This is a genomic window from Stenotrophomonas maltophilia (assembly GCF_023518235.1).
In the GTDB taxonomy this organism is placed as follows: domain Bacteria; phylum Pseudomonadota; class Gammaproteobacteria; order Xanthomonadales; family Xanthomonadaceae; genus Stenotrophomonas.
This window is the reverse complement of record NZ_CP090423.1, coordinates 2,547,460-2,561,976: the sequence shown is the minus strand read 5'-3', so window position 1 is coordinate 2,561,976 and position 14,517 is coordinate 2,547,460. Positions and strand designations below refer to the sequence as shown.

Sequence of the window (14,517 nt, the reverse complement as noted above, 5' to 3'; positions counted from 1 at the left end):
TCAGGACTGCGGCGGCGTGGCGGTGTTTTCCGCGCGGTCGCCGCTGCGGAAGCTGACGTACGCTTCGCCACGCAGTTCCTGCAGGAAGCGGTTGTACTCGTCTTCCAGCTTGCGGCGGCCGATGGTCTCGCGGACCTGCGCGCGCTGGTTGTCGGTAGTCACGTCGGTCTGGCGGGTGGCCACGCGCTGCACGATGTGCCAACCGGCGTCGGTGCGGAACGGCTGGCTGACGCCACCGTCCTGCAGGCCACCCACCTGCTGGCCGAAGGCCGGACCGAACGCGTCGGCCGGGAACCAGCCCAGGTCACCGCCCTGGCCCTTGCTGTTGTTGTCCTCGGAGGACTCCTTGGCCACGGTCTGGAAGTCGGCACCGCCGGCGATGCGTGCACGCAGGGTGTCGATCTTGGCCTTGGCAGCGGCGTCGGTCTGGTTATCGTCCACGCGCACCAGGATATGGCGACCGTGATACTCGGTGACGGTGTGCTCGCCGGCGGCGGCTGCGCTGGCATCACGCACTTCCACCAGTTTCAGCAGCTGGAAGCCGCTGGGGCCACGGATCGGGCCGACCACGTCGCCGGCCTTCATCTTCTCCATCAGCTGGGCGAAGGCCTGCGGAATTTCATCCAGGGTGCGCCAGCCCAGGTCGCCGCCTTCCAGCGCGTTGGGGCTGTCCGAATAGCGCACGGCGGCGGCGTTGAAGTCCAGCTCGCCCTTGTCGAGCAGGGCCTTCACGCCGTCGGCCTTTTTCTGGCCGGTGGCGATCTGGTCGGCATTGGCGCCGTCGGGCAGGGCCACCAGGATGTGCGCCAGGTGGTACTGGTTGCCGACGGTGGCCTGCTGCTTCAGCGCGGCATCGACTTCGCCCTCGCTGACGCTGATGCGGCTCTGCGCGAAGCTCTGGCGCAGGCGCTGCACGGTGATCTCGTCGCGGACCGAGGCACGGAAATCATTGAAATCCACGCCGTCATGGGCCAGGCGCTGGCGCAGGGCGTCCAGATTGGAACCATTCTGCTGGGCGATGGCATTCATCGCCTGGTTCAGCTCCTGGTCGCTGATGCGGATGCCGCTGCCCTGGGCGCGCGCCACCTGCAGCTTGACCAGCACCAGGCGCTCAAGCACCTGGCGGCTGAGCACGTCTTCCGGCGGCAGCTGGTTTTCACGGCCGACGTACTGGGCCTTGATGTTGGCGATCGCGCGCTGGAGTTCGCTCTGCAGGATCACGTCCTCATCGACGACGGCGGCGATGCGGTCAAGCGGCTGCGCCTGCTGGGCAAGCACCTGCAGGGGGGCGGACACGCTGGACACCGCCAGCAGTGAGGCGAGAAGAACGGGGAAGCGCTTGGTCATGGGATCAGGTTCGGATCGTAGTCGTCCCGGGTCGCCCCGGTGTTGCTCGGCGGCACCAGATAGAGGTCGTCGCGGTTATAGCCGAGGATAGCACGGCGCAGGGTACGGTCCGTGTCCTGGCCGAGAGAGCTCAGGCCCTTGAGCACGAACTCCAGCTGGATGGCGTTGTTCATCTCGCCCTCGCGGTTGCGCACGTAGCGGCGGGCGACCGCGCGCACGGCCAGGCAGCAGCTGTCCCACTGCACGCCGGCGATGATTTCCAGCGGTTCCTTGTCCTGCAGGGAGTAGTAGTAGCGGCCGACCAGGCTCCAGCGCGCATTCAGCGGGTACAGGAACGACAGGTCGGCCTGTTCCAGCAGGGTCCGGTCATGCTTGTTGGCGTTGGCCGGGGCACCGGAGTTGATGCGGTAGCGGTAGCTCAGGTTGACCACGCCATCGTTGGGCATCAGGTAGCGGGCACGGACGCTGGCCAGATCCTCGCGCTTGTACTTGGGGTCCCACTGGTAGGTGGCGCCCAACGTCCAGCGGTCGTTGATCATGTAGTTGCCGTCGGCGATCCAGGCCGACTTGCCCTTTTCCACCGGCGCACCGCCGGGGGTGACGGTCACCCGCGACTCGTCGAAGTACTGGATCTGGCCGATCGCGGCCGAGAACCGCTCCTTGCCGGTGGTCTGGTCGATGAAGCGGGTGCCCAGGGCCAGGGTCAGCTGGTTGGCATCGTTCTGGCGGTCGGCACCGGTGTAGCGCGAGTCGCGGAACAGCTGACCCCAGCTGAAGGTGAAGTCGCGGGTGTCGAAGATCGGCAGGTCGTCCTGGTTGCGGTACGGCGTGCGCAGGTAGAACAGGCGCGGCTCCAGGGTCTGCAGGAACGACTTGCCGCCAATGCTCGTCTCGCGGTCGAAGAACAGGCCGGCGTCGATGCTGCCGATCGGCAGGCTGCGGCTGGGCGAGGTGTTGCCGCGCAGCTGTTCCGGGGTGGCGGTGGCCACGTCCACGCCCTCCGAGGTCAGCACGGTGCTGCGTATCCTGTCGGCCAGGCCACGGTCCAGCTGGTAGGCCGTGTAGCGGTACGCCAGCGTCGGGGTGATGTACCAGGCCGCGCCGCTGATGGGGAAGGACACGTAAGGCTTGACGTCAAGGCGCGAGCCGCCATAGGCGCGCACGGTCTGGCCGGTACGGGTGTACTGCAGGTCGGGGCCCGCATCGGTACCGTACTTGAGGTTCACGTCGTCGTGGGTGAATCTCACCGCTTCGGCGTACAGTCCGGTTTCCAGCCACGGCCTGATCGGCTTGTCCCAGTTGAAATACACCCGCGGCTGGCGGTTGTAGGGCAGGGCATTCTCGTCAAGCGTGTAGTCGGTCAGCTGCCAGCGGTCGGCCATGATGCCGGCCGTCCAGTTCGTGCCCGTGCCGTACAGGCCCACGGTGCTCTGCAGGTTGGAGGCGGTCACACCGACCAGGCGGTTGGCGAAGTCCTCGACATAGCGCTCGTCGCTGACCCAGGCCAGGCTGGCGCGCGCCTGCCAGTGCTCGTCCACGTTGTGGTAGCCACTGAACATCACCCGGCCGCGGTCACGGTCGCGCAGCTTGTCGTTGGGCATGAAGGCGGTCAGCAGTTCGCCGCGGCCACCGTTGTAGAGGTAGCGGAACTCGTTGTCGAGCATCAGGCCGCGCCGGCTCATGTAGCGCGGGGTCAGGGTGTCGTCGTAGTTCGGCGCCAGATTGAAGTAGATCGGCTGCGCGTAGTCGAAACCGTTGCGCCCGGACATGCCCAGCTGCGGGAACAGCAGGCCGGTCTTGCGGCGGTCATCGATCGGGAACTTGAAGTACGGCGCCCACAGCACCGGCACCTTGCCGATGCGCAGCACGGCGTTGCGGGCGGTGCCGAAGCCTTCGTCGTTGTCCACTTCGATCTGCGGCGCCGACAGCTTCCACACCGGCTGCGACGGGTCGCAGGTGGTGTAGGTGGAGCGGTGCATCTGCCCGACCGCACCCTGCAGGTCCACCGACTCGGCATCGCCGTTGCCGCGGCGCGAGACCAGCTGGTACTTGATGTCGGTGATCTTGTGGGTGTCGCTTTCCTGGTTGCCCTCGGCGCGCTTGGCGACCATGCGGATCGAGGAGTCCTGGTAGCGGACATTGCCGTCGGCGATGTAGTTGCCGGACTCGGTGTCGAAGCTGAGCTTGTCGGTACCGACGAACTGGTCGCCCCGGCGCAGCGCCACGTTGCCCTCGTACTGCGGCACGGTGGTGGTGCCGAGCAGCTGGTCGCCTTCGATGTCGGTGGGCTGCTGCTCGCGCGCGGCGCTGGCGGCGGCCTTGTCCTGCCCCGGGACCGGGGTGGGCGCATCAGAAAACGCGGGAATGACGTCGGTGGCCGGGCACAGGCCCCAGTTGAGCGGCTTTTCATCGGCCATTGCCGGCAGGCAGATGGCGATGCTCAGAGGCAGGGGAAGCAGGCGGAGGGCTCGGCGCACGCGGTTCGGATTCGGGCGAAAACGGACGGTAGCTTGCCCCATCCCTTGCATAGGGGCAATGAAGGAGGCCGCGTCGCACCGGTTCGGGTTCATCCGGCGGGGGCGCCCCGGGCCGGTGACATCAGGGCCCGGACATGGGCGACGCTGCACTCGGCTAGGGCCTGCAGGTCGTATCCGCCCTCCAGCATCGACACCACCCGGCCGGCCGCGTGGCGCCGTGCCAGCGCGTGAAGTTCAGCGCTGATCCAGGCGAAATCGTCGGTTTCCAGCATCAGGTCGGCCTGTGGATCGCGCAGATGGGCATCGAAGCCGGCCGAGATCAGCAGCAGCTGCGGTCGGAAGTCGTCGATGGCCGGCAGCATCTCGTCGGCCCAGACATTGCGGAAGCGGAAACCGCCACTGCCCGGAGGCAGCAGGATGTTCATCAGATTGCCGGCACCGCGGTCGCGGCGCAGGCCGGAATTGGGGAACAGGCCGGCCTGGTGGGTGCTGTAGTACGAGACCCGGGCGTCGTGCTGGAAGATGTCCTGGGTACCGTTGCCGTGGTGCACGTCGAAGTCGACCACCGCGATCCGCTCCAGGCCATGGCGATCGCGCGCATAGGCGGCCGCGATGGCGATGTTGTTGAGCAGGCAGAAGCCCATGGCGGTGCTGCTGGTGGCGTGATGGCCCGGCGGCCGCACCGCGCAGAAGGCCAGCGGATCCTCGCCCAGCATCACCGCATCGACGGCGGCCACACCGGCGCCGGCCGCATGCACGGCGGCACTGGCCGAACCCGGCGAGGTCCAGGTGTCCATGTCCAGCTGGCGCAGCGGCGCGGTCTGCGGCTGCAGCACGAAGTCGAGCAGGGCACTGTCGTGGACGCGGCTGAGTTCACCGAACTTGGCCGGCGGTGCTTCGCGCCAGTCCAGCTGGCCCGGGAAGGCGGCCTGCAGTGCATCGAGCACGGACTGCAGGCGTTGCGGGCATTCCGGGTGGCCCGGGCCGGGGTCGTGCAGCAGGCAGGCGGGATGGGTGAAGACCAGCATCGTGCCGACTCAGCGCGTACGCGGCTGGGGCTGCCACAGCACCTCGCCGTGGCCGTCGGCACGGGCCAGTACCCGGGCCAGCACGAACAGCAGGTCCGACAGCCGGTTGAGGTACTGCAGGGCCTCGCTGCGCACGCTTTCGTGGCGGGCCAGGGCAACGGTCTCGCGCTCGGCGCGGCGCACGATGGTGCGCGCCAGATGGCAGCGTGCGGCGGCCTCGCCGCCGGCCGGCAGGATGAACTCCTTCAGCATCGGCAGGCCGGCGTTGTAGTGGTCCAGCTGCTGCTCCAGCGCCGAGACGTCGGCAGCGTGGATCGCGGCATGGCCGGGGATGCACAGCTCCGCACCCAGGTCGAACAGCTGGTGCTGCAGATGCACCAGCAGCGCCCGCACATCGTCGGGCAGCGTCGTGGCCAGCAGCAGCCCCAGCGCGGCGTTGGCCTCGTCAACGGTGCCATAGGAGGCGACACGGGCGTCATCCTTGGCCACGCGGCGGCCGTCGCCGAGGCCGGTGCTGCCGTCGTCGCCGGTGCGGGTATAGATGCGCGAGAGGCGGTGGCCCATGGCGCGGCTCAGTGATGGATGTCGCGGCGGGCCTGCTGGAGCTTCAGCACCTGCTCCACCGCCAGCTGCAGCGCCGCGGCCAGCGCCACATAGATCGCGGTGGTGCGCAGGTAAGGGCCGAACCACTGTGCATAGTTCTGTGCCCAGCCGGCCAGCGTCGGTTCGGCCACGTTGCGCGTGGTCCAGTAGAAGCCGCCCTGCGCCAGCAGATGGCAGAGCGCCACCGAGGCCACCAGCAGCAGCGCACCCTTGGCCAGCACCGGCCAGCGTGCACCCTGGTAGTTGCGGCCGAGCAGCAGGCCACCGGCCCACAGCGAGAAGTACGCCGGCAGCAGCAGCCAGTAACCGGGCGATACGCAGTAGTGCTGCCAGAAATCCAGGCCGCTGCTGCGGATCACGATCCAGTCCACCAGCACTGCAAACACCATCAGCAGCGGGAACGCCCAGCGCGTCCAGCGCGCCAGGTAGAAGCCACCGATGAAGAACACCGCCCAGGATGCGTCGGGGATGGCCGCGAAGTGGTTGACCCGGGTCGCCGCCAGCAACAAAACGAGCACGGACAGGACGAAAGCGCGGTTGGCGGTGTCGGACATGGGGGCGGGCCCGGAGCGGATTCAGCTTTCATTCTAGCCCGCCACGCCGGTCGGCGCAGGTGGGTGCGGTGGGGCTGCCGGGGGGGCGAGCGCGTATCATCCACGCCATGAGTGAACGACATGACGTGTTGATCGTCGGCGGCGGCCTGGTCGGCGCCAGCCTGGCCATTGCCCTGGACCGCCTGGGGCGCGATGTAGGCCTGCTCGAGGCCAGCCCGGCCGGCGAGCTGCCGGTGGTGTTCGACCAGCGCAACCTCAGCTTCGCCGCAGCCACCGTCAACGCGCTGACCGCGCTGGGGGTGATGCAGAAGCTGGCCATGGCACCGGGCCCGATCCGTCGCATCCATGTCAGCCGTGCCGGCGACTTTGGACGGGTGCAGCTTGATGCGGCCGACTATGACCGGCCGTGGTTCGGCCAGGTGGTGGTGGCACGCGATTTCGGCCAGGCACTGGAAGCACGCTTGCAGGAACTGCCGCGCCTGCGCCGTTACCGGCCGATGCGCTTCCTGGGCCTGGGCGAGGTGGTCGACGGCTACCGTCAGGTGCGGGTGGCCGACGAGGCCGGCGAACGCGTGCTGCTGGCGCGGCTGGTGGTGGGGGCCGACGGTACTACCAGCGGTGTGCGTGGTGCACTGGGCATCGAGGTCGACCGGCATGATTTCCAGCAGACCCTGTTTGTGGCGCGAGTGCGCAGCCAGCGCGCACCGGATGGCACCGCCTGGGAACGCTTCACCGACACCGGCCCGACCGCCCTGCTGCCACGCGGCGACCGCCATTTCGGTACCGTGCATGGCGTGGCCCGTGATCAGGCCGAGACCGTGATGGCGCTGGACGATGCGGCGTGGCTGCAGCGCCTGCAGGCGGCGATCGGCTGGCGTGCCGGCCGCCTGCTCGACTCCGGCCCGCGCAGTGCCTATCCGCTCATCCAGGTGCTGGCACGCGCGCTGGTCGGGGAACGCGCGGTGCTGCTCGGCAATGCCGCACAGACCATTCATCCGCTGGGCGCGCAGGGCTTCAACCTGGGCCTGCGCGACGCGCTGACCCTGGCCGAACTGCTCGAAGAGGGCGGCGATGATGCCGGCAGTGAGGCGCTGCTGCAGGCCTATGCCGCCCGTCGCGAGGAAGACCGCCGGCAGACGGTGGCCTTCTCCGGAGGTTTGGCGCGGTTGACCAGCAACCCGGCGCCGTTGATGCGGCCGTTGCGCAGTCTTGGCCTGGTGGCCGCACAGCGCGCGTCGGTGCAGTCGATGCTGGTCGGTGGTGCGATGGGCTTCCGCGGCGAGGTGCCGCGCCTGTGTCGGGGAGAAGCCGCATGAGCCGCCGCGGGCGCCTGGATGTGGCCGTCGTGGGCGGCGGCGTGGTCGGTGCGGCCTGTGCCTTGGCGCTGGCCGACGCCGGGCTCTCCGTAGCGCTGGTCGAAGGGCGCGAGCCGGCAGCGTGGCAGGCCACGCAGCCGGACCTGCGGGTATTCGCCTTCGCCGCTGACAACGTGCAGTTGCTGGAGCGCCTGGGCGTATGGCCGGGCATCGCCCAGGCCCGTGCCTGGCCGTACCGGCGCATGCAGGTGTGGGATGCCGCCGGTGGCGAGGATCTGCTGTTCGACGCCGATCGCTTCGGCCGTCGCCAGCTGGGTTACATCGTCGAGAACGGCCTGCTGCAGGATCGCCTGTGGGCGGCACTGCCAGCGGCCGGCGTGCAGTTGCACTGCCCGGCGCGGGTGGAAGCGCTGGAACAGGATGAGGACGGCGTGCGCCTGCGCCTGGACGATGGCCGCCGCCTGGACGCGGGACTGGCCGTGGCGGCCGACGGCGCCGAATCGACCCTGCGCCAGCTGGCCGGGATCGAGGTTGAAAATCACGATTACCACCAGCGTGGCGTGGTGGCCTACGTCGACAGCGAGCTTCCCAACCAGGCCACGGCCTGGCAGCGCTTCCTGCCGAGCGGGCCGCTGGCGTTGCTGCCGGTGGCCGAGCGCCGCAGCTCGATCGTCTGGACCCTGCCCGAAGATGAAGCCGCACGCGTGCTGGCGCTGGACGACGCCGCGTTCAATCGCGAACTGACCCGTGCCTTCGCCGCGCGCCTGGGCGAACTGCGGCTGGTCTCGCCGCGTGCGGCGTTCCCGCTGCGCCGGCAGCTGGCCCGGCACTATGTGGCCGGCCGCGTGCTGGCACTCGGCGATGCGGCGCATGTGGTGCATCCGCTGGCCGGGCAGGGCGTGAACCTGGGCCTGCGTGATGTGGCCGCCCTGCAGATGTGGCTGGCGCCGTCGGCCGAACGCCGCGGCCAGCCGCGCCTGTCGCCGCAGCGCCTGCAGCGCTGGGCGCGCGAACGGCGCAGCGACAACCAGATTGCCGCATACAGCTTCGACGCGATCAATCGATTGTTTTCCAATGATGAGATGCACCTGACCCTGGCCCGTGGTCGCGCATTGGGCTGCGTGGGCAAGTGGCCACCGCTGGTGCAGGCATTCTGGAAGCGCGCCGCCGGCGTGTAACCGGATCGCTGGCGTGCTACCAAGCGCAGCGTAGTGCTCTGGTAGGTGCCAACCTTGGTTGGCACGCCTCCGACATTGTGCCAACCAAGGTTGGCACCTACCCAGAGCGGGCTCCGTCCCCTTTTCAATCGACCAGCCAACCGGCCAGGTCGGCGCGGTCGAGCTTGCCGCGGTGCTGGCGGTCCAGCGCGTTGAATTCGTCGGCCAGCGCCGGGTTGGCCTGCGCTTCCTGGCGGCTGATGAAGCCATCGCCATCCACGTCCAGGTCGTTGAAGCGGATGCGGTACTGGCCGAGCACGCTGCTCGGTTCCAGCGAGCGCACGGTCACCTGCGCCTCGCCGACCGGCTGTGCGATCTGCACGCTGCCGGTGACCCGGCCAGCATCCAGCGGCTGCTGGCGGATCGCGCCACCGGTCGGGCCGAGTGGTTGGCTCTGGGCCGGCGTGTGCGGCAGCTGCTGGGCCATCGCCGGGGTGGCTGCCAGCAAGGTGATCAGCAGGGTGAGCGAGTGGTATCGCATGGTTCCGTTCCCCGGTAGCGCCGGGCCACGCCCGGCGTATGCAATGGGTTCAACGCAGCGGCGAAGCCAGTACGGTGATCTCTTCGCGGTCGTGGTACAGCTGCTTGGCACGCACCACCAGCGGCTTGCCGGCCTGATCCTGGAACAGGTCCAGGCACAGCCGGGTCTCGTCCCAGCGCTTCTTCATCGGCAGTTTCAGGTTGAAGATCGCGTGGCGGCACCAGCCTTCGCGGAACCAGGTGGCCATGCGCTCGGCCACGCGGCGCGGCTGCTCGACCATGTCGCAGACCATCCAGTCCAGCGGCTGCTCCGGGTGCCAGTGGAAACCATCGGCGCGCAGGTGCTCGACCAGGCCGGTATCCAGCACGTGCTGGCGCAGCGGGCCATTGTCGATGCTCAGCACCTGCATGTGCTGGCGGGTCAGCACCCAGGTCCACCCACCGGGCGCGGCACCGAGGTCGGCCGCGCGCATGCCGGGCTTCACCAGCGCTTCGCGCTCCTCCGGCGTCAGCAGGGTCAGCAGCGCTTCGTCCAGCTTCAGCGCCGAACGCGAGGGCGCTTCGGGCAGCAGCTTCAGGCGCGGAATGCCCAGTGCCCACGGCGCGCTGTCGGCCGGGTCGGCGACGCAGACGAAGGCGTGGGTGCCGTCAACGAACACCACGTGCAGGCGTGGCAGGCGGTTGTTCGCCTTGTCGGTCAGCTTGCCGGCCTTGCGCAGCGCCGGGCGCAGTGCGTTGCCGAACGCGCGGGCCAGCCCGGACAGCGGCTTGCCGGCGTCCGAGTCCGGGTGTTCCACCCACAGGTCACCGAAGCGCGGCGCATCGGCCAGCACCTCGAGCATCGGGCTGATGCGGTCGGCCGGGTCCAGCTGCGGCAATTCGGCCAGCACCACCAGCTTCTGCCGCGCGAAGATCAGCTCGCGCCAACGCAGGCGTGGTGCCAGTGCAGCCGCCTCGTCGCACATGAACAGCACGTAGCCGTCATTGCGCTGGGTGCGCGCATAACCGGCGAAACCGGCTTCACCGGCGCGGAACTGCAGCTCGCCGGCCAGCTCGGGCTCGAAGCCCTGCCGGCACAGGCACAGCAGGCCGATGCCGGCCTCAGTAACGGGCGCCATCGCTTTCCCCATAGGCGCGCAGCACGCTGCGTGCGGCGTCGCGGTTCAGGCCCTGCACCACTTCGATGCCGCGCTTGTTGAGTTCGCCGACCCAGTCGGCCGGCAGCGGGCCTTCGTCGAACGGGGTCAGTTCCTCGACGTCGGCCGAGCTGGCGCCGATCAGCAGGCGGTCGATGCCGGCCCACACGGTGGCGCCATAGCACTGGCAGCACGGCTGCGAGCTGGTGGCCAGGGTGACCGGCGACAGCACCGCGTTCAGGCGCGGGGTCTGCAGGCGCTGCTGGGCCAGCATGTAGGCCATGTTTTCGGCGTGCGCCAGCGATGTCGCATGCGGCATCACCCGGTTTACACCGGCGGCGATGACCTTGTCATCCGGCCCGAACACCACCGCGCCGAACGGGCCGCCACTGGCGTGCTCGACATTCAGTCGCGACAGCTCGATCGCCAGTGCGACCTTGGCCTCATCGCCTGGATATCGACGATCCAGGTCGATCTGGTCGTGGATCCAGGCGGGAAGGGTCAGGTGGACTTGCGCGTACAGCATCGCGGGGGTGCCTCGTGTGGGATGGAAGAAAGTGCGGTTGCTTGGGAAACCGGCGCGCAGTGTAGCCGCACCGGCCTGTACCGGGTGTGGGCGGGATCAGGCGGGCGCGCCGGTGCGGATCACCACGTACTGCTTGCGGAACTCCAGGCCGGCCTGCGGCCAGCTGGCGGCGTAGGCGCGCAGCAGCGGCAGCGCGGCAGCGAAGTCATGGCCGTTGACCCGGCAATCGGCCTCGCACTGGCCCTCGGCGTCGCGCGAGGCGAACAGGCGGATGGCCAGAAACGGGCGCGCCTTCAGCAGGTCGTCGAAGGCGTCCATGCTCCTGGTGAACAGACAGCAGGGGCAGGAGCCGTGGTCATCCTCGCGGCAGGTGGAGGCATCCACCTCCTGTGCGCGGTAATGCGCCAGCGGCCCCAGCACCACGGTGCGCTGCAGTTCCTCGCCTTCGTCGCCGGCCGGATAGGTCAGGCCCATCATCGGCAGGCCCTGCGCATCGGCGGCGCCGACCGCGGTCTGCAGGGTCGCCAGGTCCACCCGCACCCAGGTCTGCAGCCCGGACAGCAGCGACGCCTGCTCATCGGCACCGTTGGCGTGCTGGTACTCGAACAGGCCATCGGCGAACAGTACGGGATGCTGGATCTCGATGACCGTGGAGGTCTGCCAGCCGCCGTTGTCGCGCGCCTGGGCCGCCATCGCATGCGGGGTCAGGCGCAGGCCGCTGTCCAGCTGCAGTGCGCTGCCGTCGACGCGGCAGGCGATGCCGTCTTCCTGCAGCACCTGCTGCAGCAGCGGGAGAAGGGCGATGGAGCCGGTGGTCATGTCGGGCCTGTGGATGGATGGAATGGGGCATCCAGGCCGGGCCTGGGGCTAGCGGTCGAGCGCGTCGAGTTCTGCGCGATACCGCTGCGCGTCCGTCTGTTGCTGCGGATCATCGCCCTGGTCGCGCAGCCAGGTCTGTAGTTCGCGGCGATAGTCCGCACGGAAATCGGTATTGCCCGGGCTGAAGTGCAGTTTGCGCGCCGCCACCTCCACCCGCTCGCGTGCGCTGGCACGGGCCTGGGCGATGCCGTGCGGAGATTCGTTGGTGAGGATGACGAAGTTGCGCGGGAAACCCGGGGTGTACTTCACCACGAATGGCTGGTCCTGCGCCGGGATGCGGATCGTGTTCTCCAGCGGCCACATCGCGGCGGTATTGGTATGGAACACCACCTCCACGTCGCGGCCCTCGGCGGTGCGCAACACCGCTTCGTAACGCCAGATGTACTGTTCGTTGAGCGTGGAGTTGGTTTCCTCGGCCTTGACGATCACCGCCACTCCGCGCTCGCCCACCGCATTGAGGAAGGTGGCGTTGAGGAAGCTGCCGAGGAAGATGTTGAGCATCGCCAGCGGGAATACCACGATGGCGTAGACCGGTGAACGCCGCCACCACGAGACCAGCCCGGCCAGCATCATTGCTGCAAAGAACGTCAGCAGCGGATGCTGCGAGATGAACCAGAGCAGGGCGGACAGGGCGGTGATCATCGTCGCGGTCGAGCGGGCGCCGTGCGGGCGCCCGCGCCGTTGCTCAGGCCGACCAGGTGTCGCGCAGGGTCACGCTGCGGTTGAACACCGGCTTGGCTTCGGTGTGGTCGCGGCGGTCGGCGACAAAGTAGCCGGTGCGCTCGAACTGGAACGACTGTTCCGGGGCAGCGCTGGCCGCGGCCGGCTCGACGTAACCGGTGACGGTGCGGCGCGATTCCGGGTTGAGGTAGTCGCGGTAGGTCTTGCCTTCCGATTCGTCGTCCGGGTTCGGCACCGAGAACAGGCGGTCGTACAGGCGGATCTCAGCCGGCACGCCATGCGCGGCGCTGACCCAGTGGATGGTGCCCTTGACCTTGCGGTTGGCGCCTTCCATGCCAGGACGCGATTCCGGATCCAGCCAGCCGCGCAGCTCGGTGATGGTGCCGTCGGCATCCTTGACCACTTCATCGCAGCGGATGATGCCGGCGCCACGCAGGCGCACTTCGCCGCCCGGCACCAGGCGCTTCCAACCCTTCGGGGGCACTTCGGCGAAGTCCTCGCGGTCGATCCACACCTCGCGCGCGAACGGCACTTCGCGGCTGCCGAAGCTCTCGTCCTTGGGGTGGTTGCTGAAGGTCAGCTGCTCTGCGTGGCCTTCGGGCAGATTGGTCAGCACCAGCTTGACCGGGTCGACTACCGCCATGCGGCGCGGTGCGGCGCTGTCCAGGTCTTCGCGCAGCGCGCCTTCCAGCACGCTGAAGTCGATCAGCGAATTCTGCTTGCTGATGCCCACGCGCTCGGCGAACAGGCGCATCGCCGCCGGGGTGTAGCCACGGCGACGCAGGCCCTGCAGGGTCGGCATGCGCGGGTCTTCCCAGCCGTCCACCAGCTGTTCGGTGACCAGCGCCATCAGCTTGCGCTTGCTCATCACCGTGTAGTTGATGTTCAGGCGCGAGAACTCGATCTGGCGCGGCTTGGCCGCTTCGCGCGGCAGGCCGGCATCGACCAGCGGCTGGGTCAGCGCGTCGTCATGGGCGAAATCGACGTTGTCCACGCACCAGTCGTACAGCGGGCGGTGGTCTTCGAATTCCAGCGTGCACAGCGAGTGGGTGATGCCTTCGATCGAATCACCCAGTGCATGGGCGAAGTCGTACATCGGGTAGATCGGCCACGCGTTGCCGGTGTTCTGGTGCTCGACGTGCTTGATGCGGTACAGCGCCGGATCGCGCAGGTTGATGTTGCCACTGGCCATGTCGATCTTCGCGCGCAGGGTGCGCGCGCCATCCGGGAATTCACCGGCGCGCATGCGGCGGAACAGGTCGAGATTTTCCTCGACGCTGCGGTCGCGCCACGGCGACGGTCGGCCCGGCTCGGTCAGGGTGCCGCGGTAGGCGCGCACTTCCTCGGCCGAGAGGTCGCAGACATAGGCCTTGCCCTGTTCGATCAGCTTCTCGGCGGCCAGGTAATAGGTCTGGAAGTAGTCCGAAGCGTGGCGCAGCTCGTTCCACTCAAAGCCCAGCCAGCGCACGTCGTCCTGGATCGCGGCCACGTATTCCGGGTCTTCCTTGGCCGGGTTGGTGTCGTCGAAACGCAGGTTGCAGACACCGCTGAACTCGCCGGCAATGCCGAAATTCAGGCAGATCGACTTGGCGTGGCCGATGTGCAGGTAGCCGTTCGGCTCGGGCGGGAAGCGGGTCTTGATCGCCTGGTGCTTTCCGCTGGCCAGGTCCTCGCGCACGATCTGGCGGATGAAATCGCGCTTCTCGTGGCTGTCGGCGGGGGTCTCGGGGCTGGCGGGGGTGTGCTCGGACATGAGTCTGGGGCGAAAAAGGGCAGAAAGACCAACAGTCTAGCGCGTACCGGGCGGAGCTGCCCGGTGGGCCAGGGGGCTGCCGGCCAGCGGCCAGCACTACCCCCCACCTTCTGCGGTTGCCGGCCGCCGGATTGTGGATTGACGCGGAGATGGGTAGTGCCGGCCGCTGGCCGGCAGAACGCACCCGGCATTCAGCCCCCAGGCGTATGCTGGACCCCTGTCCCACGGAGCCGCCGCATGCACATCGTGTACAAGGCCGACAACCTGTTCGACGCCCACCTGGTCAAGCACGCGCTGGAAGATGCCGGCATTCCCGCCTTCGTGTTCGGCGAGTCGCTGCTGGGCGGCATGGGCGAGCTGCCGCTGTTCGGCGTGCTGCGGGTCGGCATCCCCGATGCCGCGCGCCCGCAGGCCGAGGACATCGTGGCCGCGCTGGACTTGGGCCCGGCCCCGTCCGACCCCATCTCCGATGCAGATGACATTGCCGGACTGCCGGCGTAGGAGCGCATCATGTTGGGTA

The 14,517-nt window shown here is 68.5% G+C and carries 14 protein-coding genes; 3 read left to right on the top strand and 11 right to left on the bottom strand.

Translation table 11 applies throughout. The annotated features are described in order from the left end of the window. The 5 genes from LZ605_RS12140 to LZ605_RS12120 form a co-directional block, all read right to left on the bottom strand. Entirely contained in the window at positions 1–1,347 is a 1,347-nt protein-coding gene (locus LZ605_RS12140; protein ID WP_249841874.1) for a peptidylprolyl isomerase, read from the bottom strand. Next, a complete protein-coding gene (gene lptD / locus LZ605_RS12135) occupies positions 1,344–3,824 on the bottom strand; it encodes an LPS-assembly protein LptD (RefSeq protein WP_249841873.1) in 2,481 nt (826 codons plus the stop codon). The genes LZ605_RS12140 and lptD overlap by 4 nt, the downstream gene beginning before the upstream one ends. 89 nt (positions 3,825–3,913) lie before the next feature. Continuing rightward, the gene (locus LZ605_RS12130; RefSeq protein ID WP_249841872.1) at positions 3,914–4,852 is read right to left on the bottom strand and encodes a histone deacetylase family protein; all 939 of its coding nucleotides are present in this window, start codon (positions 4,850–4,852) and stop codon (positions 3,914–3,916) included. A 9-nt stretch (positions 4,853–4,861) separates the two neighbouring features. Beyond that, the gene (locus LZ605_RS12125) at positions 4,862–5,416 is read right to left on the bottom strand and encodes a cob(I)yrinic acid a,c-diamide adenosyltransferase (RefSeq protein ID WP_249841871.1); all 555 of its coding nucleotides are present in this window, start codon (positions 5,414–5,416) and stop codon (positions 4,862–4,864) included. Positions 5,417–5,424: 8 nt separating this feature from the next. Then, complete coding sequence (locus tag LZ605_RS12120; RefSeq protein WP_107229907.1) at positions 5,425–6,009, bottom strand: hypothetical protein; 585 nt, start codon at positions 6,007–6,009, stop codon at positions 5,425–5,427. Between the two features lie 107 nt (positions 6,010–6,116). On the opposite strand from LZ605_RS12120, the gene ubiH reads away from it, so the two are divergent. Both ubiH and LZ605_RS12110 read left to right on the top strand, forming a co-directional pair. Next, positions 6,117–7,325, top strand: a complete 1,209-nt coding sequence (ubiH, locus tag LZ605_RS12115; RefSeq protein ID WP_249841870.1) for a 2-octaprenyl-6-methoxyphenyl hydroxylase — start codon at positions 6,117–6,119, stop codon at positions 7,323–7,325. Beyond that, the gene (locus tag LZ605_RS12110; RefSeq protein WP_249841869.1) at positions 7,322–8,503 is read left to right on the top strand and encodes a UbiH/UbiF family hydroxylase; all 1,182 of its coding nucleotides are present in this window, start codon (positions 7,322–7,324) and stop codon (positions 8,501–8,503) included. Before ubiH ends, LZ605_RS12110 begins: the two co-directional genes overlap by 4 nt. A gap of 124 nt (positions 8,504–8,627) precedes the next feature. Here the strand turns inward: LZ605_RS12110 and LZ605_RS12105 are convergent, their stop codons facing one another. The 6 genes from LZ605_RS12105 to LZ605_RS12080 form a co-directional block, all read right to left on the bottom strand. Further along, positions 8,628–9,023 (bottom strand): EF-hand domain-containing protein, encoded by a 396-nt coding sequence (locus tag LZ605_RS12105; protein ID WP_249841868.1) that lies wholly within the window; start codon positions 9,021–9,023, stop codon positions 8,628–8,630. A 49-nt stretch (positions 9,024–9,072) separates the two neighbouring features. Beyond that, complete coding sequence (rlmM, locus tag LZ605_RS12100) at positions 9,073–10,140, bottom strand: 23S rRNA (cytidine(2498)-2'-O)-methyltransferase RlmM (RefSeq protein ID WP_249841867.1); 1,068 nt, start codon at positions 10,138–10,140, stop codon at positions 9,073–9,075. Further along, entirely contained in the window at positions 10,124–10,684 is a 561-nt protein-coding gene (locus tag LZ605_RS12095; RefSeq protein ID WP_107229912.1) for a nucleoside deaminase, read from the bottom strand. The genes rlmM and LZ605_RS12095 overlap by 17 nt, the downstream gene beginning before the upstream one ends. A 96-nt stretch (positions 10,685–10,780) precedes the next feature. Further along, on the bottom strand, positions 10,781–11,503 hold the full coding sequence (locus tag LZ605_RS12090) for a DUF6348 family protein (RefSeq protein WP_249841866.1): 723 nt from the start codon (positions 11,501–11,503) through the stop codon (positions 10,781–10,783). A 48-nt stretch (positions 11,504–11,551) separates the two neighbouring features. Beyond that, positions 11,552–12,205: a hypothetical protein gene (locus LZ605_RS12085; protein WP_249841865.1), complete on the bottom strand. Its 654-nt coding sequence runs from the start codon at positions 12,203–12,205 to the stop codon at positions 11,552–11,554. 43 nt (positions 12,206–12,248) lie between these two features. Then, positions 12,249–13,997, bottom strand: a complete 1,749-nt coding sequence (locus tag LZ605_RS12080; protein ID WP_249841864.1) for a glutamine--tRNA ligase/YqeY domain fusion protein — start codon at positions 13,995–13,997, stop codon at positions 12,249–12,251. Between the two features lie 237 nt (positions 13,998–14,234). Between LZ605_RS12080 and LZ605_RS12075 the strand changes: the two genes are divergently transcribed. After that, the gene (locus tag LZ605_RS12075) at positions 14,235–14,498 is read left to right on the top strand and encodes a DUF2007 domain-containing protein (protein ID WP_249841863.1); all 264 of its coding nucleotides are present in this window, start codon (positions 14,235–14,237) and stop codon (positions 14,496–14,498) included. Positions 14,499–14,517: the final 19 nt, after the last annotated feature.

Coding starts and splice junctions, on each gene's coding strand:
- LZ605_RS12140 (WP_249841874.1), bottom strand. CDS start 1,347: ATGACCAAGCGCTTCCCCGTTCTTCTCGCCTCACTGCTGGCGGTGTCC.
- LZ605_RS12130 (WP_249841872.1), bottom strand. CDS start 4,852: ATGCTGGTCTTCACCCATCCCGCCTGCCTGCTGCACGACCCCGGCCCG.
- LZ605_RS12125 (WP_249841871.1), bottom strand. CDS start 5,416: ATGGGCCACCGCCTCTCGCGCATCTATACCCGCACCGGCGACGACGGC.
- LZ605_RS12120 (WP_107229907.1), bottom strand. CDS start 6,009: ATGTCCGACACCGCCAACCGCGCTTTCGTCCTGTCCGTGCTCGTTTTG.
- ubiH (WP_249841870.1), top strand. CDS start 6,117: ATGAGTGAACGACATGACGTGTTGATCGTCGGCGGCGGCCTGGTCGGC.
- LZ605_RS12110 (WP_249841869.1), top strand. CDS start 7,322: ATGAGCCGCCGCGGGCGCCTGGATGTGGCCGTCGTGGGCGGCGGCGTG.
- LZ605_RS12105 (WP_249841868.1), bottom strand. CDS start 9,023: ATGCGATACCACTCGCTCACCCTGCTGATCACCTTGCTGGCAGCCACC.
- rlmM (WP_249841867.1), bottom strand. CDS start 10,140: ATGGCGCCCGTTACTGAGGCCGGCATCGGCCTGCTGTGCCTGTGCCGG.
- LZ605_RS12095 (WP_107229912.1), bottom strand. CDS start 10,684: ATGCTGTACGCGCAAGTCCACCTGACCCTTCCCGCCTGGATCCACGAC.
- LZ605_RS12090 (WP_249841866.1), bottom strand. CDS start 11,503: ATGACCACCGGCTCCATCGCCCTTCTCCCGCTGCTGCAGCAGGTGCTG.
- LZ605_RS12085 (WP_249841865.1), bottom strand. CDS start 12,205: ATGATCACCGCCCTGTCCGCCCTGCTCTGGTTCATCTCGCAGCATCCG.
- LZ605_RS12080 (WP_249841864.1), bottom strand. CDS start 13,997: ATGTCCGAGCACACCCCCGCCAGCCCCGAGACCCCCGCCGACAGCCAC.
- LZ605_RS12075 (WP_249841863.1), top strand. CDS start 14,235: ATGCACATCGTGTACAAGGCCGACAACCTGTTCGACGCCCACCTGGTC.